General features: G+C 42.4%; 22 protein-coding genes. 12 read left to right on the top strand and 10 right to left on the bottom strand.

Going from position 1 to position 26,080, the window contains the following annotated elements; genetic code table 11:
* Window positions 1–508: 508 nt before the first annotated feature.
* Window positions 509–1,774 (bottom strand): UbiD family decarboxylase, encoded by a 1,266-nt coding sequence (locus ACKTT2_RS49600; protein WP_407900507.1) that lies wholly within the window; start codon window positions 1,772–1,774, stop codon window positions 509–511.
* A gap of 209 nt (window positions 1,775–1,983) precedes the next feature.
* On the opposite strand from ACKTT2_RS49600, the gene ACKTT2_RS49605 reads away from it, so the two are divergent.
* The 6 genes from ACKTT2_RS49605 to ACKTT2_RS49630 all read left to right on the top strand — a co-directional run bounded on the left by ACKTT2_RS49605 (window position 1,984) and on the right by ACKTT2_RS49630 (window position 7,131).
* The gene (locus tag ACKTT2_RS49605) at window positions 1,984–2,670 is read left to right on the top strand and encodes a MotA/TolQ/ExbB proton channel family protein (RefSeq protein WP_407900508.1); all 687 of its coding nucleotides are present in this window, start codon (window positions 1,984–1,986) and stop codon (window positions 2,668–2,670) included.
* A 159-nt stretch (window positions 2,671–2,829) separates the two neighbouring features.
* The gene (pstS, locus tag ACKTT2_RS49610; protein WP_407900509.1) at window positions 2,830–3,870 is read left to right on the top strand and encodes a phosphate ABC transporter substrate-binding protein PstS; all 1,041 of its coding nucleotides are present in this window, start codon (window positions 2,830–2,832) and stop codon (window positions 3,868–3,870) included.
* A 122-nt stretch (window positions 3,871–3,992) separates the two neighbouring features.
* The gene (pstC, locus tag ACKTT2_RS49615) at window positions 3,993–4,985 is read left to right on the top strand and encodes a phosphate ABC transporter permease subunit PstC (protein WP_407900510.1); all 993 of its coding nucleotides are present in this window, start codon (window positions 3,993–3,995) and stop codon (window positions 4,983–4,985) included.
* A gap of 192 nt (window positions 4,986–5,177) precedes the next feature.
* Window positions 5,178–6,056: a phosphate ABC transporter permease PstA gene (gene pstA / locus ACKTT2_RS49620; protein ID WP_407900511.1), complete on the top strand. Its 879-nt coding sequence runs from the start codon at window positions 5,178–5,180 to the stop codon at window positions 6,054–6,056.
* 46 nt (window positions 6,057–6,102) lie between these two features.
* Complete coding sequence (pstB, locus tag ACKTT2_RS49625; RefSeq protein WP_407900512.1) at window positions 6,103–6,882, top strand: phosphate ABC transporter ATP-binding protein PstB; 780 nt, start codon at window positions 6,103–6,105, stop codon at window positions 6,880–6,882.
* 9 nt (window positions 6,883–6,891) lie between these two features.
* A complete protein-coding gene (locus tag ACKTT2_RS49630; protein WP_407900513.1) occupies window positions 6,892–7,131 on the top strand; it encodes a hypothetical protein in 240 nt (79 codons plus the stop codon).
* Between the two features lie 145 nt (window positions 7,132–7,276).
* On the opposite strand, the gene ACKTT2_RS49635 is transcribed toward ACKTT2_RS49630, so the two are convergent.
* Both ACKTT2_RS49635 and ACKTT2_RS49640 read right to left on the bottom strand, forming a co-directional pair.
* Window positions 7,277–7,999, bottom strand: a complete 723-nt coding sequence (locus ACKTT2_RS49635) for a tetratricopeptide repeat protein (protein WP_407900514.1) — start codon at window positions 7,997–7,999, stop codon at window positions 7,277–7,279.
* Window positions 8,000–8,046: 47 nt separating this feature from the next.
* Window positions 8,047–8,202, bottom strand: a complete 156-nt coding sequence (locus ACKTT2_RS49640; RefSeq protein WP_407900515.1) for a hypothetical protein — start codon at window positions 8,200–8,202, stop codon at window positions 8,047–8,049.
* A 398-nt stretch (window positions 8,203–8,600) separates the two neighbouring features.
* Here ACKTT2_RS49640 and ACKTT2_RS49645 point away from each other — a divergent pair, with 398 nt between their 5' ends.
* The gene (locus ACKTT2_RS49645) at window positions 8,601–9,065 is read left to right on the top strand and encodes a hypothetical protein (RefSeq protein WP_407900516.1); all 465 of its coding nucleotides are present in this window, start codon (window positions 8,601–8,603) and stop codon (window positions 9,063–9,065) included.
* Between the two features lie 157 nt (window positions 9,066–9,222).
* Window positions 9,223–9,780 (top strand): glutathione S-transferase family protein, encoded by a 558-nt coding sequence (locus ACKTT2_RS49650; RefSeq protein ID WP_407900517.1) that lies wholly within the window; start codon window positions 9,223–9,225, stop codon window positions 9,778–9,780.
* A gap of 121 nt (window positions 9,781–9,901) precedes the next feature.
* Here the strand turns inward: ACKTT2_RS49650 and ACKTT2_RS49655 are convergent, their stop codons facing one another.
* The 5 genes from ACKTT2_RS49655 to ebsA form a co-directional block, all read right to left on the bottom strand.
* A complete protein-coding gene (locus tag ACKTT2_RS49655; RefSeq protein WP_407900518.1) occupies window positions 9,902–10,393 on the bottom strand; it encodes a YajQ family cyclic di-GMP-binding protein in 492 nt (163 codons plus the stop codon).
* A gap of 87 nt (window positions 10,394–10,480) precedes the next feature.
* Window positions 10,481–10,882, bottom strand: a complete 402-nt coding sequence (locus tag ACKTT2_RS49660; RefSeq protein ID WP_407900519.1) for an MAPEG family protein — start codon at window positions 10,880–10,882, stop codon at window positions 10,481–10,483.
* A gap of 88 nt (window positions 10,883–10,970) precedes the next feature.
* Window positions 10,971–11,474 (bottom strand): hypothetical protein, encoded by a 504-nt coding sequence (locus ACKTT2_RS49665; protein WP_038081576.1) that lies wholly within the window; start codon window positions 11,472–11,474, stop codon window positions 10,971–10,973.
* 193 nt (window positions 11,475–11,667) lie between these two features.
* Window positions 11,668–12,762 (bottom strand): phosphotransacetylase family protein, encoded by a 1,095-nt coding sequence (locus ACKTT2_RS49670; protein ID WP_407900520.1) that lies wholly within the window; start codon window positions 12,760–12,762, stop codon window positions 11,668–11,670.
* A gap of 302 nt (window positions 12,763–13,064) precedes the next feature.
* Entirely contained in the window at window positions 13,065–13,442 is a 378-nt protein-coding gene (gene ebsA, locus ACKTT2_RS49675) for a type IV pilus biogenesis protein EbsA (RefSeq protein WP_407900521.1), read from the bottom strand.
* Window positions 13,443–13,858: 416 nt separating this feature from the next.
* On the opposite strand from ebsA, the gene ACKTT2_RS49680 reads away from it, so the two are divergent.
* The gene (locus ACKTT2_RS49680) at window positions 13,859–15,313 is read left to right on the top strand and encodes a glycosyltransferase (protein WP_407900522.1); all 1,455 of its coding nucleotides are present in this window, start codon (window positions 13,859–13,861) and stop codon (window positions 15,311–15,313) included.
* Between the two features lie 122 nt (window positions 15,314–15,435).
* On the opposite strand, the gene dnaX is transcribed toward ACKTT2_RS49680, so the two are convergent.
* On the bottom strand, window positions 15,436–17,922 hold the full coding sequence (dnaX, locus tag ACKTT2_RS49685; protein ID WP_407900523.1) for a DNA polymerase III subunit gamma/tau: 2,487 nt from the start codon (window positions 17,920–17,922) through the stop codon (window positions 15,436–15,438).
* Window positions 17,923–18,686: 764 nt separating this feature from the next.
* Here dnaX and ACKTT2_RS49690 point away from each other — a divergent pair.
* From ACKTT2_RS49690 to purT, 3 genes are all read left to right on the top strand, one after another.
* On the top strand, window positions 18,687–19,379 hold the full coding sequence (locus ACKTT2_RS49690; RefSeq protein WP_407900622.1) for a hypothetical protein: 693 nt from the start codon (window positions 18,687–18,689) through the stop codon (window positions 19,377–19,379).
* Window positions 19,380–19,417: 38 nt separating this feature from the next.
* The gene (locus ACKTT2_RS49695) at window positions 19,418–23,215 is read left to right on the top strand and encodes a tetratricopeptide repeat protein (protein WP_407900524.1); all 3,798 of its coding nucleotides are present in this window, start codon (window positions 19,418–19,420) and stop codon (window positions 23,213–23,215) included.
* A gap of 97 nt (window positions 23,216–23,312) precedes the next feature.
* A complete protein-coding gene (purT, locus tag ACKTT2_RS49700) occupies window positions 23,313–24,497 on the top strand; it encodes a formate-dependent phosphoribosylglycinamide formyltransferase (RefSeq protein WP_407900525.1) in 1,185 nt (394 codons plus the stop codon).
* A 126-nt stretch (window positions 24,498–24,623) separates the two neighbouring features.
* Here the strand turns inward: purT and ACKTT2_RS49705 are convergent, their stop codons facing one another.
* On the bottom strand, window positions 24,624–25,892 hold the full coding sequence (locus ACKTT2_RS49705) for a glycoside hydrolase family 10-like protein (protein WP_407900526.1): 1,269 nt from the start codon (window positions 25,890–25,892) through the stop codon (window positions 24,624–24,626).
* Window positions 25,893–26,080 lie beyond the last annotated feature (188 nt).

Consider the following 26,080-nt stretch of genomic DNA (forward strand, 5'->3'; position numbering starts at 1 on the left):
ACAAAATTTATCTCTAAATAATCCTTAAATATATACATTTTTATGGCTTTCTCATCTAACTTAGGGGTGATGGATTCAGGTTTTTGTCTTACTATTTTCTTGATGTAAGAAATCAATGCTTACCTCCGCCATTCACCATCGACTGGACGCTAAAATGCTGTTCCACATACTAACGGTAAGCCCAGCGCTCGATTTCTGACACCATCAGTAGGAGGTGACCTCGTAATCGTGGTCTTTTTTGAAGGGCGTAATACCATTTCACTAAATTTTTGAGACAAATGCGATCCCCCCATCTCCCCCCAACCCCAGAGGAGACCCCTAGCCCCCCTAAAAAGGGGGGCTAAGAGGGGGATCGTGTGTAGCAATCATTTGGTGAAATGGTATAAGGCTGCAGCGCCCCTAGCAATTCACTACAACGAGGCAGAGAGAGCCTCGTAAACTGCATTCCCAGGCTCAGCCTGGGAACGAGAGAGTCACTGGTCACTGGTCACTAGTCACTGGTCACTGGTCACTGTTTAAAATCGTAGCCGAATAAATTAGGATCGACTTCGCCTAGCTGTAGCTCTGCCAAACCATACTCAGCCCATCGCCTATCGACCATTGCTGCTGTTTCTGGATCTGATTCCAAGGAATCACCCCACTCGTGTTCTGTTTCTGGAGGAATTTTTGTTGTTGCATCAATTCCCATCCTTCCACCCAAACCAATTTTCTCACTGGCAAAATCCAAAGTATCAAAAGGTGTGTTGGGCAAAATAAACACATCTCGTGAGGGATCGACTTTGGAACTAATCGCCCATACCACTTGACGCGGATCTCTAATGTTGATTGTCTTATCTACCACAATTACAAACTTTGTATATGTAAACTGTGGTAAGGCACTCCAAAATGCTAAAGCTGCTCGTCTTGCTTGTCCCGGATATGCTTTATCAATGGATATAATAGCTGCTTTATAACTCAAAGCTTCCATGGGTAGGAAGAAATCCACAATTTCGGCGGGGACTTCCAAATCTACTGTCTTACACTTTGCCAACTGCACGCCAGAACCACCATAAAGCCCTGCAAATAACCATTCTGATAAATCTACAGGGATTGGTGTTGCTGCTGCCATGATAATGAGGGGGTCTACACCTAATGCGATCGCAATTTCTAATTTTTTCCCACGTTCTGCTGCCTTGCGTAAGTGCCTTGCTCCGCCTCGCACTGACAACCAGTGAACGGTCATGGTGTTTTTAGATTGTAGCTGCAAGCGATACACCCCTACGTTGGGTGTTCCTGTTTCACAGTTTTTTGTGATTACAAGCCCCAGAGTAATAATTTTGCCCGCATCTCCGGAGTAAGGACGTATCAAAGGTAACTTATTTAAATCTAACTCATCCCCTTGAATAACTACCTGCTGACAGGCTGGGAAAAAGTCGCGTCCTGGTTTTGCTTTCAAGACATCAAACAGAACTTTCCCAAACTCCACTGCTTGAGCAATCTTTTTCGGTGGTTTTGGCTGTTGCAACATTGCCAATTTCTTCCCCAGTTCCTCTAACTCCAGAGGATGCTGCATATTCATTGCCCAGCAAATCCGTTCCACCGTTCCAAGCAAGTTGACTGCCACAGGGAAGGAAGCTCCTTTAACATTTTCAAATAGAAGCCCCGGTCCCCCTTTTTGCAGCATTCGGTTAGCAATTTCGGCAATTTCCAAGTCTGGATCGACTGGGGCTGAAATTCGCTTTAATTGCCCTTTTTCTTCCAAGAGTTTGATGAATCCCCGTAAGTCTCGTGCCATTGTTTAAGAAGTGTGAAGCGTTTCTTATATTATCAGCTCTCTACCTCTTGTTTGCCGTCTGTCGCAACGCTTCAAGCAAAAGCTCTGATATTTTAAATAAAAATTCATTTTTTCTTTGACATTTCTTTACTTTATATATAAAGTATTTCATGTATCTTTGGTAAGAATATGCATATTTTTTACCAGTAAAGCGCTATATAGAATCGAGTATGACCGGAATATACGATACTTTCCTGGCAGGAGGTCTCGTGATGTGGCCTCTGTTGTTTTTATCTGTCGTAACTTTGGTATGTGCGCTGGAAAGGACATGGTTCTGGTGTACGTTGACGATTCGAGAGCGTCGCTTGGTGCGGAAAGTGCTGGCAGCAGCCGAGGTAAGCTTAGAGGAAGCAGAAGCGATCGCTTTATGTGCAAAAGATTTGTCAATCGGTCGTTTTCTGGTCGAGCCATTGAAACTGAGGAATCCGACACCCGAAACATTTCACCTAGCGATAAAAGCTGCTTGCGATAAAGAATGTTTGGAAATGCGTAAAGGGAATCGGTTGCTAGAAAGTGCGATCGCGATCGCGCCTTTATTAGGTATTTTAGGTACAGCAAATGGTCTGATTGCTGCTTTTAGCCACGTCAAAACAGGCATAAATAAAACAGATTTCTCTGCTGTAACTGTTGGTATAGCAGAGGCACTCATAACATCCACAACTGGAATTGCCCTCGCAATTATTGCCTTTGTAATTTTCCGAATTTTTGTAGTTTTACAATTGCAGCAAATAGACTTTTTTTCCAAAGTGGGCAATGAATTAGAGTTAATTTATTTACAACGATGGAACAACGTCCAGTCAACAATTCACAGCGAACAGTTAACAGCAAATAGCAATCAGCCTGTAGACGATCGCTGAATGGTCACTGGTCACTGGTCACTGGTCACTGATTTTTAAACAGAAATTTAAAAAGATTTAAACTCAAGTTTAACTATTCTTATATATTTCTTAACCATTATCATTGTAGCTTATTGGCTGTGTTGTCCAAAAACAAATAATCATTAATAACCTAGCGATATGAAACTATCAGCTACCGTTTTGAATCGTGTAGTTGCTGCTACAGCTGTCACGGCTATTGTTGCTGTCGGATCTTCTTTCACAGCAACTGCTCAAGCGCAAACTATTAGTGGTGCAGGTGCAACTTTCCCTGCTCCTTTGTACGAACGTTATGCTCGTGAAATCAAGAAAAAGTATCCAAAGCTAGGTGTTAACTATCAAGGTGTTGGTAGTGGTGCCGGTATTCGCCAATTCATTGCCGGAACTGTTGACTTTGGTGCTAGTGATGCTGCTATGACAGATGCAGAGATAGCTAAAGTTAGCAGAGGAGCGATCCTAGTACCGACCGCAGGCGGTGCTGTTGCTGTTGTTTACAATGTTCCTGGTGTGAACAATCTGAAATTGTCCCGCAAGACTTTGCCAGCTATTTTCTCCGGGCAAATCACTAACTGGAACGACCCTCAAATTAAAGCAGACAATCCTGGTGCAAATCTACCAAATCAACCCATCAGACCTGTTGTTCGTGCTGACAGTAGCGGTACTACCTTTATTTTCACCAATCACTTGAGTACGATCAGTCCCTATTTTAAGGGCAGAGTTAGTGCTGGAACTGCTCCAAAGTGGACAATCACTAATGTTCTTAAAGGTAAAGGAAATCCAGGTGTTGCTAACCTTGTTTCTCGTACTGGGGGGTCTGTTGGTTATGTTGAGTATACTTATGCATTGGCAAACAAACTCAACACAGCACAGGTTCAGAACAAGGGAGGACAATTTCTTGCTCCTTCTTTACAGTCTGCAAACCAGGCTTTGTCAAATGTCAGTTTCCCTGATAACTTCCGAGTTTTTGTTGGCGATCCTACACAAGGTTATCCCATTGTCGGTCTAACCTGGCTGTTAATTTATAAGAATTATCCTGACGCCGCTAAAGGATCTGCTGTGAAAAACTTTGTGAACTGGGCATTAACTGACGGTCAACAAATTAATGATGACCTCAACTACACTCGGATTCCACCGTCTACAGCACAAAAGGTAATACAGACTGTAAACAGTGCTATTAAATAGTATTAGTAATTAGTGGTTAGTTGTTGGTAGCTCTTAACCACTAACCACTAACAGTTTTTTGATATGGGTGGACTGATAGCTCACCCATATGTCATGACAAAAATTAAATCTTCTCATTAGTAATGGCTAATTCTTCACAACCAACTAATAACAATCAACGAAACTTAATTCATGAAAGTATAGACATTACAGCGACTAGCGGTCAAAATTTCTTAATTGACAAGGTATTTACCTGGCTAGTTTATGTATTTGCTGCCGTGACAGTTGCTGTATTGTTTTGGATGAGTTGGATAATTTTTCAGCAAGCTTTACCTGCAATTCAAAAGTTTGGATTGGGGTTCTTGTGGAGTCAAGAATGGGATACAGGTAACTTGTTGTTTGGTGCATTACCTTACATTTACGGAACTCTGGTCAGCAGTGCGATCGCAATGTTACTATCTGTACCAGTGGGATTAGCGGTAGCTTTAGTCACAAGTGAAAACTTTATCCCTCCTTCAGCAAGAATAACCATAGCTTTTATTGTGGAGCTAATTGCTGCTATTCCCAGCGTCATCATTGGTTTGTGGGGTGTGTATGTATTTATTCCTGTGCTCATACCCTTACAAACTTGGTTATCTACAACTTTTGCATGGCTACCACTGTTTAACACACCAGGTCCAGCAGGATTTAACCTATTCACAGCAGGGATTATCTTGGCAATTATGATTTTGCCCACAATGGCAGCCATTAGTCGTGATGTCTTGCTTGTAGTTCCAAAAGAATTACGCAGTGGGTCGATGGCTTTGGGTTCTACTCGTTGGGAAACCATTTTTCGAGTGGTACTACCAGCTGGATTTTCTGGAATTGTGGGTGCAGCGATGCTTGCTTTGGGGAGAGCATTGGGTGAAACAATGGCTATAACTATGGTGATTGGGAACTCGGCTCAAATTAGTGCATCACTCCTCGATCCGGGCTACACAATTCCCTCTGTATTAGCCAACGAGTTTGCTGAAGCGCAAGATCCACTACACCTTGGTGCTTTAACGTATTTGGGGTTGATTCTATTTGCTGTAACTTTAGCTGTCAATATTTGTGCTTTAGCAGTTGTACAGTTTGTTGGTAGCAAAAATAAGTAATACCATTTTGGATTTGAATGCGTGGATTTTGGATTGAAAATTCCTTTTTTCAAATTGGTATGAGAAACTTGCGACAGATATTACATAAACTACTTATTGCTAAACTCTTGACAGTAGTTTCTTCAGGGTATATGTCTAAAGGAAAACACAAAAATTACCGAGGAGTTTCAAGATAAAAAGGCGTAATGAGTTATGACCGGTCATCAAGAGTCTGAAATAAATAAATCAGTGGCAGCAGAAATATATAGTCCTCTACCACCAATAAGGCTAGTATTTAACTATGGAATGACTGTAGTAGCATTCTTGCTCTCAGCTTTGGCATTGATTCCTTTACTGTCACTGTTATGGGAAATAGTTGGGCGGGGGTTAAAAAGTCTCAAGCCATCGATGTTTGTAACACCAATCATTTACGATGGTTTTGGAAATGCAATTGTTGGAACTCTAATTATGGTGTCAATTGCTGCACTTTTTAGTGTTCCTACAGGGATCATGACGGGTATCTATCTGTCAGAAATAGGAAAAGGAACTCGAATAGGGCGTATTGTTCGTTTCGTGGCTTCTGTTCTCACAGGAGTACCTTCTATTGTCGTAGGGATATTTGCCTTTGGTGTGATTGTGTTAATGACCAAGCAATTTAGTGCGATCGCGGGCGGTTTTGCTTTGGCAGTACTGATGTTGCCAGTTATTGTACTGACCACAGAAGAAGCTTTAAAACTTGTTCCTACCCCCATGCGTTTGGGATCGGCTGCCCTAGGGGGAACACGCTTCCAAACTATATTTCGCGTCGTTATAACTGCTGCACTACCTGCGATCGCGACAGGCGTCTTACTAGCTGTTGCCCGTGCTGCGGGCGAAACAGCTCCTTTAATTTTTACATCCTTGTTTAGTTTAGATTGGTCAACCGAGTTAAATAGTCCAACAGCGTCGCTATCAGTGTTAATTTTTAATTTGTATAACGATCCTACACCAGAAAAAACAGCCTTAGTCTGGACAACTTCTCTGGTCTTAATTGGGATGATTCTGATAATTAGCGTTCTTTCGCGGGTCTTTACGAGAAAGAGAAACGCTTAAGCAAACTATAAAAGTGGTGTGATTTTTTGTGTAGTATCTAAATCCTATGAGTAAGTTAAGCCCAGCCATCAAAGTCAGGAATCTCAGCTTCTACTACGGCACTTCCAAGGCATTGGAAGGTGTCTCAATGGATATTTATGAGAATCAAGTCACCGCAATCATTGGTCCGAGTGGTTGTGGTAAATCAACGTTTATTAAATGTCTTAACCGCATTAGCGAGTTAGAAGGACCCGTAAAAGTCGATGGTTCCGTAGAATTTTATAGTCAAAATATTTACGGTTCTCGTGTCAATTTAAACCGTTTGCGCCGCCAAATAGGTATGGTGTTTCAGAAACCAAACCTTTTTCCCATGAGTATTTACGATAATGTGGTATACGGGATCAGAATTTCAGGCTGGCGTCCGCGAGCAGAATTGGATGAAATTGTAGAATCTGCCCTCAGAGGAGCAGCTATTTGGGACGAGGTAAAAGATAAACTCCACAAATCGGCTTTGGGACTTTCAGGAGGTCAGCAGCAACGATTGTGTATTGCTCGTGCTTTAGCTGTAAAGCCGAAAGTTTTGTTGATGGACGAGCCTTGTTCGGCACTCGATCCCATCGCCACAATGAAGATTGAGGAACTCATTCACAGCTTGCGTGACGAACTCACAATTGCGATCGTGACTCACAATATGCAACAAGCAGCACGTGTTTCTGACTTTACCGCTTTCTTCAGTACTGATGAAAGTCGAATTGGTCAGATGGTGGAATTTGGAGAAACGACTCAAATATTTAGTAATGCCCTTGATGCTCGCACTCGCGATTATACTTCCGGGCGTTTTGGTTAAAGAGTGGACATGGATGGTCAGCAGAGTGAATTTATCATAACCGGACGTGGAGGAATTGCACCCAGCCCTTATCAGACTTTGGCGTCTGAGGATGTGCAGGTTGGGTGGGTGTCACTTTCCAACCCAGAGATAAATGTAGCTTCTACTCAAAAACCAAAAAATACTTATCAATTTAAAATTCAAAATTCAAAGTTCAAAAATGGAAATATTTCTCCATCACCTAGTCATATTGTTGAAGCCCAAGGATAGGTTTTGGATAAGAATGGTGAAGTCACTCTCATTGCTCGACCCTCCAAGGTAAATCCTCATAGTTCATGGCAAAACACTGCTTATTGTCACTTCTAAGAACGTTTCGTTGCTTCTACCCTCTAGCTATTTTTCAACCCTGAGAGATTTACCATCTTAAATACTGCGGGTGCAACAACTCATCCAACCAATTTTCAACTTGTAAGCGCAAACGGATACCCGGTTCTGCATTTTGGGAACCGTAAGAAGGTAGGTAAGTTAAAGCACGACGGTAGTCAGCGATCGCGCAATTCCAGTCGCCCCAGAGATGATATGTTCTGCCTCTCTCTGCTATAATATGCCCTTCCAATTCACCAAAAAGTAAAGCCGCCTCAAAATCTTCTACTGCTTCCTCATATTGCCCCAAGTCGCGGAAGGTAATACCTCGGTTAATCCATGCTCTCACGTGACCCGGATTCAAATCCAACGCGCGATCGTAATCCTCTAGTGCTGCTTCTAATTTGCCGCAAGCTGCGTAGTAATTAGCTCGGTTATTGTAAGCGCTTGCTAATTTAGGATTAAGTTCTAGGGCTGTGTTGTAATCGCAAAGAGCTTTTTCTGTGTCACCACTTTGAAAATAAATCAGCCCTCGGTTGTTGTAATCAACAGCATTCAGGGGATGGCGAGCTATCAATTGATTCAACAACTCAATAGCTGCAACGCGCTGTCCTTGTTGAGCCATTGCCAGAGCACGCGAGCGTAAGTAGCTATCTCGTACAGAGGATTCGTCTCTACCGTTAGCCTCTTGCTGTCGGGCTGCATTTAGGCTGAGTACAAATGGGTGGAGGTGATTTTGTTGGTCACCAGAAGCTAAGAATGAGTGACTGTTCATAATTTCCTGCCTGAGCTGCTTGCTCTTGTAAGATCAACTTATAAGTTTCACTGTGGTTGTGGTTTTGCCCCTGTGTCACTTGTTAAGGTGTCTGTGAGTACTTGGGCGCAAGCATCCAAGCTAGACTTGAGTTGTCCTAACAAGTGAGAATTTATGCCTAGAGGAGTCATTTGACCTTGGGGTTCTCCATCAAATCGAGGCATCTTACATAATTGATGCTTCAATCTAGTAATGGATACTTCATCCCCAAGTTCAATTCCAGATACCGCAGTTATCAATCCTTCAGATTATTCAACTAGAAGGAGCTACAACTTGATAAAATGACCGAAGGAGTTAGTGGTTAGTGGTTAGTGGTTAGTAGTTAGTGGTTATAGATTACTTACTTCCTAGTCCCCAGTCCCCAATCACCAATCCCTTTCCGGAATCCAAGTGATTTGATAGTACAGAGGTCTGACTTATAAAGAATGAGTAGGATTGCGGAAATTGCCACAGACTCATTACTCAGAACTCCGGACTTTCACAGAAATTTGGGTAGTGCTGCACCTGAAAAGCTTGAATTAAACCTTGTTCTAGACTTTGTAAAGTTTTGACAAAATTTGTTATGACAACAGTAATTTCCTATTCCAATGCACCTGACCTAACGGCAGATGACTACATTGTCATCGGTTTAGCAACCTGTTTTGTAAAAGAAGACGGAGAAGTTCATCAAGTCGATATTATAGAACCAATTCCCTCTGCTTCCCTTGAAACGCTCTTTAAAGGTACAAATACCTCATACAAGCTTGCTTATGCTACCACTTTAGGCAGCTTAATGGACGGGGAGCGGCTCAAAATTCCCTCTGAATTTCCTGAATCTGCCCAACTCGGTCATGATTTTATAGAACGGGCAATAGCAGCTGCTCGTACCTACAAACGTCGTGAAGCCGCAAAAACTCTGATTCCTTTAGGTACAACTTCTACCGATTTTAAATATTCTACTGAGCGTAAAAGAGTATTAAATGTTACAAGGAATGTCACTAAAGAAGATAACATTAAACAACATCCCAACACTCACAAAGTTCTTTAAGCAGTTATCAATAAACACTCTGTTTCCACTGTAAAATTACCGACTTTTGAAGTAGGGTGAGCAATGCTCACTAACATTAAATGCTGAGTATTGCCCACTCAAGGAGTATTTATCAGTTATCATTATTAACTGTTAACTGATAACGGATAACTGATATATGTTAAAACTATACGGTGGGGCAAGGAGCCGTGCATCCATTGTTCAGTGGTATATTGAGGAATTAGATATCCCCTATGAGTTTGTTAAGCTCGATTTGCAAGCAGGCGAACAACGCAAACCGGAATACTTAACAATTAACCCAGTAGGAAAAGTCCCTGCTATTGTAGATGGTGACTTTCAACTATGGGAATCAGGAGCAATTTTACTTTACCTTGCTCAGAAGTATGGAAAAGTTACACTTTCACTAGAAGAAAACGCTAAAGTAGCACAATGGGTATTATTTGCTAACTCGACTTTAGCAACAGGCATTTTTACCGAAGCAAGTCGAGAGAAAGAAACGCCACGCCTATTAACTCCTCTCAATGAAATATTTGAACGGCAACCCTTCTTGCTTGGTGATGAATTTACAGTTGCTGATGTTGCTGTAGGGTCAATTCTAGCCTATATCAATATCATGCTACATTTAGATTTAAGCGCATACCCAGCAGTCATAAATTACATTAAAAAAATGTCTGAGCGTCCAGCCTTTCAAAAGAGTATTGGAGCGGGAGGTTAATGGTTAATGGTTAATGGTTAGTGGTTAGTAGTTAGTAGTTAGTAGTTAGTAGTTACCGATAACTATCAACTATCAAATAACTACTAACAAACAACTATCAAATATCAACTAACCACTAACCCTACCGATAATTTGTAAATTGCAGAGCAACAGGGAAATCTTCTTGCCGCAATCTTTGAATAACGGCTTGCAAATCATCTTTACTTTTAGCAGTAACACGTACAGCATCTCCTTGAATTGATGCTTGTATTTTTTTGAATTCATCGCGAATTAGCTTGGAAATTTGCTTGGCATTGTCCTGACTAATGCCCTTTTTCAGGGTAATTTCTTGACGAACGCGATTACCGCTAGCAGAGTCTACTTTGCCGAAATCAAATATTTTTTGTGAGAGATTGCGTTTAGCAGCTTTATCTCGTAGTATGCCGTGTACTGCTTCTAATGTGAACTCACTATCAGTATTAACGGTAATTTTGTCTTCTCCTAATTCAACAGTTGTTTGAGTATCTTTAAGATCGTAACGACCCTTAATCTCGCGCACAGTTTGATCGATCGCATTGACCAACTCTTGTCGGTCAAAGTCGCTAACAATATCAAAGGAAAAGGTAGAAGCCATAGGAAATGTTTAAATTACTAATGGTTAGTGATTAGTGGTTAATTGTTCTACTAACTACTCACTGGTCACTGGTCAGGTGGTCACTGGTCACTGGTTACTGGTCACTGTAATTATACTAAGTGCAATGAGAGTGGCAGAACTAAGAAAGCCAACGGCAAACATAAGGGATCTTAAAATGGGAACATTAAAAATATAGAAAGCCGAGTATAGCAATCTAGCAATAACAAAGGCGATCGCAGCACCTGCTGCTGTGGGAGAATTCACACCTGTTACGTATGCCATTAATGCTGCTGCCGTAAAAATCATAAACGCTTCAAACGAGTTTTGGTGCGCCCAAGTTGCTCGTTGAGCGAATGGTGGTAGTTTATCAAACATGGCACGAGGGGCGGACATATCATATCCAACTTGCACGCGACCATAACTTACCACTAAAAAAGGCACGTAAATCAGAACGGCAGCCGCCGCAATAGAGTATAAAAAAATAGTCATTAGTCATCGGCCATGAGTCATTGGTCATTAATCATTAAGTCATTGGTCATTAGTCCAACATAAAGGACAAAGGACAAATGACTCATGACTAATCAAAGTAGAATAGTGTCACCAGTTTTCTTTGTTCTTCTGCTTCCTTACAAGTTTGCAGCAGAGTTCTACTGTCGTGAAACGCAAAGCAGATGAGTTGTTGACAACGGGAGACAATCTCCTTGTTACACAGGTAACTTGCTTCCGCAAGAGACAGATGATTATTGGTAGGATTTTCAACCAGATGCATCACCTGTTCTAGTTGCTGACGCGATTCTAAGGGTTGGCGTTCTAGGCTTTGAGGTAGAATCACCGTTAGCAAATTGGGGTCAGCCCGCATTGCTCCCTTGATAGCAGCTGAATTAGTACCAGTAGCGCCGGAGGTTATAATCCGATTACCCGTTAAAACCAAGGCATAACTCATCATCTCAATAAGATTTTGATGGGTAATCGGAACATGACGAGACCCCAGCAAAGCAATTCTTTTGGAACCCGTTTGCTGGATTGTCGCCAGTTCTAGCGCTAATGTATCGACGTTGATAAGGTCTATTGACTGGCTCAAAGATGAACAGATAGTAGATTAAACGACCAAGATATTTTAGCAGACAAGCAGCGTTTTCGGATGAATATCTGGATTGGGGATTGGGGATTGGGGATTGGGTACTGGGTACTGGGGATTGGGCAAGAGTTATTCTCCCCTACTCTGTACTCTCTACTCCCTACTCCCCAATCGCTAATCCCTAATCCCCAATCCCCTACTGTAGTGCCGCTGCTCGATTGAAGTCTAGTAGGGACAGCAAGCGAGCGATGTCAAAATGCTCTGCCATGAAATGGCGAATACACTGGACTTTGATTGGTTCGTGAAGGCGCACATTACCAAAGGCGCGATTAATAATTTCCACAGTGGTGAGGGTATCCAAGTCAACGGATAAAATGGGAATTTCTAATTCTTCAGCGCGGTTGAGTATGAAGGCAGGAGGTGGTAGCTGTCCGGTGAGAATCAGGCAATGAGTGGATGTTTCTAAAGCAGCTTGTTGAATCTCTACGCGATCGCCCCCCGTGACAACTGCCATGTTCCGGCGCTTGTTAAAATATTTTACAGCAGCATTGACATTCATCGCGCCAATGGCAAGGCTTTCTACCATTAAGTCTAAGCGATCGCTCCGACACAAAACTTCAGCGTTTAACTGGTTCGCTAATTCGCTAACACTCACACTCCGTAATACATCGCTTTTTGGTAACAGACCGAGTACGGGAATACTTTGTTGTTCCAAAAAAGAACGCATGGTCGTGTTAGCGACTGGCAGTTGTTCTGTAGGAATATCGTTAATGACAACACCAATCAAGCGATCGCCAATAAGCTGCTTGGCAGAAATTAATGGTTCAACGGAAAGTAGCGACTTATAACGAGCTACTAACAGGACAGACGCATCTACAACTTCTGCAACTTGTAACAAGGACAAATCAAACAAAGTCCCTTCTTCTAAATTTCCTGGTCCTTCAAGTAATACTAAATCGCCGAATTGCATCTGAGAATACCGTTGCGCCAAAGATTTTTGATAATCAGTTTTATCTAATCCTTGTAGGCGCTTTTGCACGGTCATTTCATCTAAGCTCAGCATGGTGGGCGCAATCCGATTTTCCGGTAAATTAAGGCTTGTTGTAATAAACTGAACATCTTCCTCAACCAAACTGTCCAAGGACTTGTTGGAACAAATCCCCAATGGTTTACCGTAAGCAATATCAAGACTTTTTTGCTGAAGTTGATAAGATAAACCGAGAATTGTTGCAGATTTACCGCAGTAAGCCTCTGTAGATCCTATCAACAAATATTTAGTAGACTTTGGCACGTATGCACTCCTAGTTTCAAACGTTAATTAGCTTTCAGCACTCTTGCCTATGCGAGTAGCGGTAACTTGACGCAAACAGCAGTCAGCTTAATTTTTGCTAAAATGCAGATGGCTAATTGCTGATGGCTTTTCACAACTTACCTAGGTCTTCCTAATTTTAAGTCCAACTTTGCTATTTCTGATTAATAACACTTTGCTAAAAACCTCTGAAAAAGAGGTAGCGATCTAAAAGTACCTTTCTTGCATTCTGCCATATCCTTTGCAGAATTGGTTGGCTTGTAGGGGTCAGGAGTTAGGGGCTTTCAATCTTCTATACGCAGTAACTTCCGGTAGAAGGTTTGGGAAAAGTCTGTCGTGCGGTAGCGTTTATAGTTTTCTAAAAGCTCGATTAAAAAAACAATAAACTCAAAGCTTGCCATCATCACTTCATAGCCAAGTTCGGCATTACCATCAAACTGGACTCGACAGCGAGTTAAGTCTGAAGGCAAGGTAGCAACGTTCCAAGTCGCAACAAAAGGAATGTTGTCACTACCTTCTATCTTACGATGACCTTCTAAAACACCCTTTTGATAGAGACCAATTGCAAAAGGCAAGAAATTACGCTTGTTATTACCTTGAATGTAAGGCAGGTAAACACTTGCTTGTTGCTGGGTAGCGGGCTGGAGTTGTTCAATAGACATACTCTGAATATTCCTAATGTTAAATTGACAACTAAATATATTAACGTCTGTCAATAGTGTTCCCAAAAATCAGCGACCAGTTATCACCTGACCAGTGACCAGTGACCAGTGACCAGTGACCAGTGACCAGTGACCAGCGACCAGCGACCAGTGACCAGTGACCAGTGACCAGTGACCGATCCCCATTTTTTGCTAAGAATTGTGACAATTCGGTTACAATAGGTCTGCACTGGCTTTTTTATGGAAGCTGGGGACACATCAGGCTTCTGAGGGCGTGCAAACCCTATAGCTGTTGAAAAATACCACTAATCTCAAGGTAAGCTCAAAGTATGTAGAGGTTGCACCCAGCTGGAGTTACCCGATCCCCAACTTCTTGATGGGTGTAAATAAATACTGTTGCTTGAACTAAGTTACCTATGCCAGCGAATTCCTGGCCCGAAAACGATCCATATAATGAACTCGATCCGCTTAACTCCTCGGAAGATTTGAGCGGCGATTTACGCTATTCAAACTTCTCCTTGCTTACTGACGTATCAGTATCAGATGAGTCTGTGGAGGGGACATCGCCTTCTGTATCTCTTCCATCTCGGTTTCGAGGTCGCCGACGCAAAGCTGCTCTGGTTTTAACGATAGTCTGGAGTGGTACGATCGCCCTGCATTTAGTTTCTTGGGGTACTTTGTTTGTCTTGGGATTGACGACAATTCTAGGCATTCATACCCTAGTAGCAGTATTTGCTAGACCCAAAAAACGTTTGGAAGAAATGCAAGGGGATTGGCCTGTCGTATCTGTTTTAGTAGCGGCGAAGAACGAAGAAGCAGTCATAGACCGATTAGTCAAAAACCTTTGTAATTTAGAATATCCAGAAAAACGTTACGAAATTTGGATTATAGACGATAACAGTACTGACAAAACGTCTCACGTACTGGCAACTTTAGCGCAAGAGTACAGTCAACTCAGGGTTTTACGGCGAGAACCAGATGCGGTTGGAGGTAAATCGGGTGCTTTAAATCAGGTTTTGCCTCTGACTAAGGGAGACATTTTGGCAGTGTTTGATGCGGATGCCCAAGTGTCATCGGACTTACTATTGCGCGTCATACCTTTATTTCAAAAAGAAAATTTAGGTGCGGTACAGGTAAGAAAAGTTATTGCCAACGCCACAGAGAATTTCTGGACAAAAGGTCAAGCAGCAGAAATGGCACTTGATGCCCATATGCAGCAGCAAAGGATTGCTACAGGTGGTATTGGGGAACTGCGCGGAAACGGTCAGTTTGTTCGTCGGGAAGCCTTGGTGCGTTGTGGCGGCTGGAATGAGGAAACAATCACCGACGATTTAGATTTGACATTTCGCTTGCATCTTGATGACTGGGATATTGAGTGTGTTTTCAACCCAACGGTAGAAGAAGAAGGTGTTACAAATGCGATCGCACTTTGGCATCAGCGCAATCGTTGGGCAGAAGGTGGCTACCAACGGTATTTAGATTACTGGGATCTCATTCTCAGAAACCGGATGGGAAGCCGTAAGACCTGGGATTTATTGATGTATATGCTGTTACAGTACATATTACCTACAGCAGCAGTACCAGATTTATTAATGGCAATAGTACGACATCGACCACCAATTTTAAGCCCTGTAACAGGTTTGACAGTAACGATGTCAATAACAGGGATGTTTGTGGGTTTGAGGCGCATACGTAATAAAGATAAGGAATTTAAAATTTCTACAACTCTTCTACTTATGCTTGAGACCTTACGCGGCACGTTGTATATGTTCCATTGGATAGTCGTCATGAGTACTGCCACTGCCCGTATGTCAGTACGACCAAAGCGTCTGAAATGGGTGAAAACGATACATCAAGGGACTGGGGATTAGGGACTGGGGAACTCGGGGCCCCCTCTGGGGATAAGGGGCAATGGGGATTAGGGACTGGGGATTAGGGACTGGGGATTAGGTAAATTCCCAATCGCCAACCCCCAATCGCCAATCCCCAATCCCTAAAACTCCTCATCAGTTTCCGATTCATCATCCCAATGAGATAAAGTGCCAGAATCCCGCAATTCAGTATCATCTGTCAATCTAATAACTTCTCCATCAAAAAATTGAGCTAACCGTTGAGCGGCAATTGCTCCTTCATCAGTTTCCCAATTTGTTGTAGGAACTGGTGGTGGATTTGGGGCTTGGGGTGGAGGAGACTTTTGTGATGTTTTAGCATTTGTCACCGATTCCGTTTTTGGAGTTGGTGTTTTGTTTGGTTGAATAACTTCGGGAGGCGGTGTTTGTGGTATGGAAGGTGTGTCTGGTGGGGGAGATTGAAGTGTAGGAGGTGGTTCGTGACTAACAGGAGGAGGGGATGCAGTTGGCTTTTTTGAAGAAGAGGAAGCTTTAGATGAGGTCGATGTTGAAGACGATGCTATTTCCAAGTTGACCCGAACATCTATGTTAAAAGTGACTTTAAATGCTGTTGCAATTTTAGGACCATCGACTTGCATATCCTTATACCACGCCTGTTTAATTGCAACACGTGCCATATTTCCATCAAATTCGACAAGGTGGCACATTTGACGCAATATCTCTCGTCTTGAAATGGGTTGAAGATTTGCAAGAACTTGCTGCCAAACTCCATCAAGATCGTATCCTGTCTCTCCTACTGTCTGGGGTTCGTAGGAAGAAAGAGGGGGAGAAGGAGGGACTTGGGAAGTCGGAGAATGGGAGACTGGAGGAGATGAGGGGGGTGGAGGAGTAGGAGAGTGAGAGGTAGGGGGAGATGAGGGGGCTGAAGGAGTAGGAGAGTGAGAAGTAGGGGGAGATGAGGGGGCTGAAGGAGTAGGAGAGTGAGAAGTAGGGGGAGATGAGGGGACTGGAGGAGTAGGAGAGTGAGAAACTGGAGGAGATGGGGGGAGTTGGGGAGAGGAAGGAGATGGAGTTGTAACTCTAGCAGTGGGTGTATATCCTCTACCATGTTGCTGTGGAAGTTGTTGAGTTCCAAGATTTGCTGAGGGTAACAGTCCGAGTAATGTTACCTCTAACCACAAACGTGGTTGAGTCGTGTTTTTTAGTTGTACTTCAGTGGTTCGTAAGAGTTGCTGCCCTGCCAAAATTCTTCCTATTTCAAATTCTTGGGCAAAATCAATCAGTGCTTGCCAAGTTTGAGGGGTACAAGTCACTAGATCGTCTCGATTTGGTGCTGTCTTGGCAATCAGTAAATCTCGGTAGAATGCGGCAAGGTTTTGAAGAATGATTAAGGGTTCTCGACCTCGATCTAAAATTTGACGTGTATAATCTAGAACAGATTCTGGGTTGTCGGATGCGATCGCATTCAGTAAATACAGCAAATCCCATTCGCTCACTGAACCGACCAAATCCCAAACTCTTTCTGGAGTAATTTCACCAGTTAGCAAGCTTAACTGGTCGAGGAGACTTTCAGCGTCCCGAAGCCCTCCTTGGGAAATTTGAGCTATCAAAGTAACAGATTCTGGAGAAATATTAATTTTTTCTTGATAGGCGATATGGTTCAAATGCTTTTCCATCGCCTCTAAATTGATTCTCCGAAAGTCAAACCGTTGACATCGAGAAATGATTGTTGGTAGTACCCGTTGGGGGTCAGTTGTTGCAAGAACAAAAACGACGTGTAATGGTGGTTCTTCTAGTGTCTTCAGTAGCGCATTGAACGCCTGTGTACTGAGCATATGACAGTTGTGAACGGACAATCCATTAGCTACGAAATTGTGGTTATCCGCTACTTCTATGTCATAGACTCGCTCAACCCCAGCGAGGCGAACATATTCTACCGTTTCCAAACTTGTACCATCCACATTCACAGGGGATAGTATCTTCATTCCTTCTTTTACGTCTTTTGCTGCTATCCATCCTTGGTCAGTCCTAATTAAGTGATTGCCAGTACATCTAATTTCACTATTTGTTGTTTTTATAACTAATGTTTGGCGTTCACCCCGATCTAACCACCTGAGAACTTCCTTGAATTCCCAAATACTTAATGATTCGTTGTAGCTTAGAACTTGCTTGCCTTTGATGTTGGGATTGTCAATTCTAACATGACCTTCACTAGTTAGAACTAGAGAATCCCCAGTTAAACACTCATCAACAACGTAAACTTTGTAGCGGCACTGAACTGGAGCGAATTGTGCCTTTTCTATCATATCTCTGACATTTTCGACACCAGTGTTGCTGGCGGCGTCGATTTCAATCACGTCCAAAGAATACCCTTTGGTAATTCCTTGACAAATATCGCAAACCCCACAAGGTTCGGCTGTCGGTTTGTTACTTTTGAGACAATTGAGAGATTTTGCCAAAATCCGGGCGCTAGAAGTTTTACCAGTACCTCTAGGTCCGGTAAACAAGTAAGCAGGAGCAATTTTAGCTGCACGAATAGCGTTGGTAAGGGTGGTGGTAATTGCTTCTTGACCTACCAATTCAGCAAAACTCTTTGGGCGGTACTTGTGGTGCAGCGGTTCGTAGGACATGGATTTAGAATGCTATGCCTTGTTTGTTAATTAAGACGAATAACACCCAATCTTAGTTTGGGATAGACAGGTTTATTGATAACTTCACCGTATTACTGCACTCTCAATTGAGGTTAGTTCGTGAAGCCGTCACAACATTTTAAATGTATAAACTCAAGTTATGTACAAAAGTTTTACTTATACTAGTACAATCATACCATAATTATATGAGTTTGAAAAGAAAAACCTGTAAGGGACTTCCAAATAAAAAAATATACAACTTTCTCTTGTGGTGCCCAGAGCAGCGCCCCTTTGGGGTTCGCCCTAACTCCTTACGGAGACGCTTCGCGAACGGGTTCGCCAGTCGCCTGGGCGTGGGAAACCCGCCTACAGCGCGCTTACTCACCAGTCGCTGTGAGTTCGGGAAACCCTCCGGAGAGCGCTGGCTCACCGTGCGGGGGTTACCACCAGTTGAGGCGACTGCGGAGCGTCCCGCCCGCCACCAGTATAGGACGGGCGAGGACGCCCGTACCACAAGATGGATAATTTATTTCTTGGATATCCCTAAACGTTTTTCATAACTTTCTTTTCTCTACCTCCTACTCCCTACCCCCTATCCCCTACCATTAGGCAAATGGGCATTGAGTAAACGGAAGAATGGATATTAAATGAGATATCGTTATTAAACGAGTCAGCACAAGGAGTTCAGCTTGTAAATGCGTAGCTGCTTTCTCCATACATCGCTACAATCTTATGGTAACCACCAACACTTATGGGTGCGGGAGATGCTCAATCGGCTAGTTCAGTTCTTCAAAAAGATATTTCAACGCTTATTTGGCGGGAGGCACAAACCAGCCGAAGTAGAGACTCACGCTCAAACACAACCACCTCCACCCCTAACAGATACAGACTTAGAATTTCTCTTTACTCAGCTACTCGAAGGTGTCCATCAAGCGCGGGGACAAGCATGGGCGCAAAAATGGCTCCACAATATTGAACACCGCGTTCCATCTGAACGTTGGGTGGACTGGTTACAACGCTTTGGAGAGAAACTACTGGCATCATCTTCACCGAATAACGAGTTAGCTTCCCGAATGATACAACTAGGAGAATTAGAAGTTGGTGTTGTTGGAGATGTTGCTTATGAAATTGGAATGAATTTATTAACCCGCAACTCTAACGAGCCAATATGGGAATATGACGGACTTGATGCTGTTGGTCAAAATTTTATAGAATCTACTCAACCTTTGAGGGAAAATGAAGAGGTTTCTGAGACAGGAGAAAATTTGCCTGAAGGTGAATATCAAGCTGTTACATTAGACCAACTGCTAGAAATGTTACAACAGGATGAAAATCTCCGCCAACAAATTGCCCAGCAATTAGGAACTCAAACAGACGATCCAGAGATTATAATCCAAGAATTATTGAATCAATTTCAAGCGTCCGCTCAATCTAATACCAATCAAGCAGAAGCGTAATTTCTGGTTATAATGCACAACATCTAAGAGTCCCCGAAATGCTCAAGTGGCTGATAAGATGGTTTAACAAAATTTTCAAATATCCCTTTGGTGAAAAGCAAACTCGCTCTACTAAACCAACAGGGGAAAGGACCGTTCTGCAACCGCTACCCGAACTCACAGACGCGGATTTGGAATTTTTGTTTACCCAACTTCTAGAAGGTGTCTATCAAGCAAGAGGGCAGCAATGGGCAATCAAGTATCTCCAAAGGATGGAAAATCGGATTTCTCTCGAACGCTGGATAGATTGGTTGTTGGACTTTGGAGAGCGACTTTTAACCTCGAGCTCGCCAAACAATAAGATAGCAGAACGGATGGTTCAACTCGGAGAGCTTGGAATTGGTACGATAGGAGAGCTTTCCTATGATATTGGCATTAGAGTATTAACACGTAATTTAGGAAATTCATACTGGCATACGGAGAAACAAGATGCCGAAACTGCGATCGCAACAGCTCGTCTGACTCCCATAGAAGAATTGCTACACAATTCGCAAGAAGAACATTTAGACAACAATTCCACGCAACACGTGGATACAAGAACACCCGTAGATACATCAAATCTGACATCGCAAAAATCAACAAACAATGTCAACGATTTAGTATGGGAGTTCGCAAAACCACATACACAAATTACATCCGCTAACGATCGAGTTCCTCCCGATAGAGGAGAACAAGCGTGGTTGGAACAAAACCAACAAGTAACCTCAATAGAACAATCGGAAGATGGATCTTTACAACCAACTGTAGCAGGAACGCTTGATGAGTTGTTGGTAAGGTTGGAGCAAAGTACGAGTTTAGCACAGCAACTAGCTACCGATCTGGAAATTCAGCCGACTGAATCATCAGTTAATACAAATTTACCTAAAGAACAATTGTATTTAATTGAGGAAAGGGCGCAAGAATTATTTTACAAAGGTCTAGCTGCAGCAAAAGCCGGGAATTTATCGGAAGCAATTACACATTACAATAAGGCGATTGAAATTAACCCGACTTCCCATGAGTATTGGTTTAATAAGGGATTAACGCTTTTTTACTTAAAACATTTTACGGAAGCACTTGCATCATACGATCGCGCCATCGAATTGAAACCGGACTTTTACAAATGCTGGTACTACCGAGGGGGAATTTTCGGTGAGATGGGACAATATGAAGATGCCATCGCTTGCTTTGATAAAGCTATAGAAATTAAGTACGATTACTCGGAAGCTTGGTCGAGTCGGGGTGCAGCATTGCTAAAGTTAGGATATCAAACAGAAGCCGTTGCAAGTTTCGACCAATCTTTAGTACTGCAACCAGAAGACCAGGAAAATTGGTATTATCGAGGAATCGCATTGGCTTATGGAGAACGAAGAAATGATGCGATCGCTTCCTACGATCGAGCGATAGAAATTCAACCAGATTTTTATGAAGCTTGGTACAACAGGGGTATAGAACTGTCTAATTTAGAGCGCTATGAAGATGCCGTTGCCAGTTTAGAGCAAGCAACTAATATTCAACCAGATTTTTATGATGCATGGTACGCCTTGGGAAGTGCATTGGAAAAATTAGGTGAACAAGAACAAGCGCTCCTATCTTACGAGCAAGCAGCAGAACTGAACCCAGATGCATATGAAGTTTGGATAGATAAAGGAGTTGTTCTAGCAAGTATGGGACACTGGGATGAAGCCATTTCATCTTGGGAACAAGCCCTAGAAATTAAACCCGACTTTTACTTAGCTTGGTTCAATCGTGCTGTCGCTTTAGAAAACTTGGAACGCCGTGAAGATGCAATAGCTTCCTATGACAAAGCTGTAGAAATTAACCCCAGCTTTTATCTGGCTTGGTATAACCGCGCTGTCGCACTATTTTACACGGGTAAATTTGAAGAAGCGATCGCCTCTTACGATCGCGCTTTAGAAATTAAAATTGATTATTGGGAAGCTTGGATTGGTCGTGGTGCAGCAGCAGGAAGTGCAGTTTATAATGACTCTCGCTCAATTTTAACTAACATAGCAGCAGCAAATCCTTCTTTGTACACACGTGGATATGAAGGAAAATTAGCAAGCTATCAAGAAGGGTTGAAATATGTTTTACAATATACCCATACTGAAGGTTGGGGTAGACTGTATTTAGCACTGGGTAATGCTCATTATGAGAAAGGGCGGAGAGATACCGTACCTCGTTTGTATTGGCAACAAGCTATTATTGAGTACGATCTTTCCCTAAAAGCCTTAACAGCAGATGATTTTCCTCAATTACATTTAGAGGTTGTGCAAAACATAGTGAAAACTTACGTAGCACTAGAACAACCATCTGAAGCACAAGAATTTAATCAATATGCTATATCTTTACTGCAAGCATATTTAAACGAACCGACTCGTTCCGACGAGAGTAAAAAACAGTTATGTTTGAGGAATATAGGTTTTTGGCAATTAGCAATTGATATAGCTATACAGTTTGGTGAGATTGCACAATCTTTAGAACTGGCTGAATACCACAAAAATGCTTGTATAACTTGGCTTCTTTCTAGTTGGAAAAATGAGATTGTTTCGCCTAGCTACCGTTCAATTCACGACCTTCTGAATCCAACAACCGCTATTATTTATTGGCATATTAGCCCTTGTACATTACGAACTTTTATCATTAAATATAAATCCCCAGAACCCATACCCGTTTTTACTCCCGTTCTAAATGTAGAAGCGACGGAAGAAAAGCCTTTACCCGAAGCAATAAAACGTTTAGTTGAGTTTGAAGAGTGGTTGGAAGATTGGAATCAACACGAGCGTGAATATCGCAATCCAAATCCCGATGCACAAAATGAAAGCGATCGCTCATGGCTAGTAGGTATGGAACAGAGATTATTAAAGCTCAAAAGTATCCTAAACATCTCTGCAGTTATTAACGAATTAGAAGACATTACCCATCTTATTCTCATTCCTCATCGCGACTTACACAGATTTCCCCTTCATGCTCTTTTTCAGCTTTCTTCTCCTTTAGAAAAGTCGCAACAGCCAAAACCAGCCAGTTTTACACTGACATATTTGCCCAGTATACAAGTCGGATTGTCTTTAAAATCTCAACCTTTATGGCGAGTTCAAAGTCTACCAATTTTAAGCGTTGAAAATCCAGACAGTACCAATAGTATTACCATGGCATTTGCCAAACTTGAATCGGAAGCGATCGGACAATTGTTTCATCGCTGCCAACACATTCAAGGTTCGCAAGCAACTAAAAAACAAGTAGAAAAAGCTTTAAATGGCGATTACAATATATTTCATTTTACAGGTTATGTCACTGATGATTTCAGTCAGCCTCAAGAGTCAGAATTATTTTTAGCAGGTGAAGATAGGTTAACAATAGGAGAAGTTTGTCAACAGAATATTGCAAAATATAATTTGTTGACTCTCTGTGCTTGTGAAATAGCGTGGAATGGGAATTCAGCGATCGCGACTGAGTACGTAGGTTTAGTCAATGCTTTATTAAACCAAGGAGTCGATTATGTAGTCAGTACTCTTTGGACTGTAGAATCATCAGCCAGTGCTTTAGTGGCGATCGAGTTTTATCGAAGGCTAAGGAGAGATATGCCAGTTGCCACGGCATTGTTAGAAGCAACCCAATGGCTTAGAAATGTGACGGCAGGGGAACTGAAAAAGTGGTATGAAGAAACACTTAATACGTTAGGTGGAGAAGGAACTACGATTAGAGCTAATTTGGCAACTGAGTTATATAGAAGCAGTAAATTACCACCCGATAGCAAGCTTTACGAGCATCCCTTCTACTGGACCGCATTTATCGTATCAGGTAAGTTTTACTCTTAGGGATGACCCTACAGGTGCAACAAATGAGATACCTTACGAGAGTGGAAATTGCTGTAAATTCTTGAACAAATACAAACGATGTAGATCGGAAAAAAACATGACTTCCATCAAGCTGCCAAAAAAGTTAATGTTGCTAGGTTCGGGAGAACTCGGTAAAGAATTTGTCATTGCAGCCAAAAGACTCGGCAATTATGTTGTTGCTGTCGATCGCTATCCCAACGCTCCTGCAATGCAAGTAGCAGATGCCAATGAAACGATCTCAATGCTAAACCCTAACGATCTAGAAGCTGTGGTTGAAAAATATCAACCCGACTTAATTATACCAGAAATTGAAGCTATTAGAACAGAAAAACTTCTCGAATTTGAGCGACGAGGAATAACAATAGTTCCCACAGCAGCGGCAACTAACTATACAATGAACCGCGATAGAATTAGAGAATTAGCACATCAAGAGTTAGGGATTCGGACTGCTAGATATGGTTATGCAACAACCTTGGAAGAGCTGATGGCTGTTTCCGAGAAAATTGGATTTCCTAATGTTGTTAAACCCGTCATGTCATCTTCAGGCAAAGGACAGTCTATTGTGGGTGACAAAAGTGAAGTAGAGAAAGCTTGGAATTATGCGATCGCGGGTTCTAGAGGAGACAGCCAAAAAGTCATTGTTGAAGAATTTATTAACTTTGAACTAGAGATTACATTGCTGACAATCAAACAATGGAACGCACCAACAATTTTTTGTTCTCCCATAGGTCACCGCCAAGAAAGAGGAGACTATCAAGAATCTTGGCAACCAGCAGAAATGACAGAAACTAAGATATTAGAAGCTCAGGAAATAGCGAAAAAAGTCACTGATGCGTTAGGCGGTGCGGGAATTTTTGGTGTTGAGTTTTTTATTACTCAAGATGAAGTTATATTTTCCGAACTTTCCCCTAGACCCCACGATACTGGAATGGTAACATTAATCTCGCAAAACCTTAACGAATTTGAACTGCACCTGCGAGCAATTTTAGGATTACCCATACCCAACATAGAACAGTTAGGAGCTTCTGCTAGTGCCGTTATTTTAGCTACTGAAAGTCTAGACAGTATAAAATACATTGGTGTAGCCGAAGCGCTAGCAGAAAAAGACGTAGATATAAAACTATTTGGCAAACCAAACGCCCATCCATATAGAAGAATGGGCATTGCTTTAGCCAAAGGAGAGAACGTGCAACAAGCCAGAGAAAAAGCAACAAAAGCCGCAAGCAGAGTAAAAATACAGGGATTAGGGATTAGCGACTAGGGATTGGGGATTGGGATTGTTACTGTTCACTGGTCACTGATTACTGGTCACTGATTACTGGTCACTGATTACTGGTCACTGATTACTGGTCAGGTGGTCACTGGTCACTGGTCAGGTGGTCACTGGTCACTGGTCACTGGTTACTGGATCTGGGAAACCGTTAGTCTCAGTTATAGTTACAGAACGGACTTCAGCCCTAGCACGGAGTGCAGGATAGGGGAACAAGCTTTGAAGCCCAGCTAGGCGTTGTGCTGTCGGTTCGGGAGCATAATTCCATAAACTTTCCAAGTAGAAGAAGGCGACACCCAAGCCGCGTTCTTGAACAGCCCGCACTTGAGCCTTAATTTGTTGTATGGGAACTGGATTATTCCGCAACCCTGCCATAATCCCGACACCCGTTGGAATCTTTTGTTGCGTTTCTTGCATTTCCGGGCGGGAAATCTTTTGGATAAAACTGTCTAGATTGGGGCGATAAACTTGCACAATCAGTTCGTCTACAATATTCATCCGCACCCAAGTCAACCAGTCTTGCAGGTGAAACTTGTATGCAAAGTCGTAGTAATTGGGGGAAACAGAAAAAATTGCGTTTGGTTTTTTCTCTTTTACAGCTTGGTTAAGCTGTACCATAAATGCCGTGATTTTATCCGCTCTCCAGCGCAACCAGGATGGATCTTGAGGATTGCTTGGAGGATTGTTTTTAGTCTCTTGATTGTATAGTGAAACTGTATATTTATCGTAGCCAAATTCCGAGGGCAAACTCATGTGATCGTCAAATTGAATCCCATCGACATCGTATTGGGTAACAATTTCCAGTACAAGATCGCGGATAAATTTTTGTACTTCTGGATGAAAGGGATTGAGCCATCCCACTTCACCAGCCGCACCAATATAAGTTGTACTACCATCGCGCTTTTGCGTTAGCCAATTTGGATGATTCAAGGCTAGTTCTGATGTTTCTGGAGTCATGAATCCAAATTCAAACCAGGGAATCACAAATAAACCTTGACTGTGCGCTTGAGCAATTAGGTCGCCAAGTATATCACGTCCATCATTGCCTTTTAAAACAAAAGGCTGAATCCCCTCGCGTTTTGCCACAGCACTGGGATACATGACATAGCCTGAATTCCATACGACAGGATAAATCGTGTTAAAGTTCAACTTGCGAAGTTGAGTCACTGTCTCCTGTACTTTAGAACGATCTCTCATGACATTGAAATCGTTATTGGTCATCCAGACTCCACGAATTTCGTGACGTGGCACTGGTACTTGTGCCAATGTGGGAGTTAAGCTATCTATTAGCAGTACCGTAGTAAACGAGAGTAAAACAAGGAAGGGGAAAAGAGATTTAAGTATTCGCCGCCAACCTTGACTCATGAAACGTGATGTCAATTTCATAGCCTTATAAAATGCTGTAACTAACCACAAACCTCATCGCGTGCGTTCCTGATTCAACCCACCAATCTTATAGTTTACAAGCATTTATGCTTATTAAAAAATTGAGGGAGGATATTTGTTGATTCAGGCTGACGCATTGATGTTGTTGCATGGGAAATTGAAAAATACGGAGCACGCTTGGGATGGTA

Source organism: Scytonema hankhaensis NUACC26 (assembly GCF_045865695.1).
In the GTDB taxonomy this organism is placed as follows: Bacteria; Cyanobacteriota; Cyanobacteriia; order Cyanobacteriales; family Nostocaceae; genus Scytonema.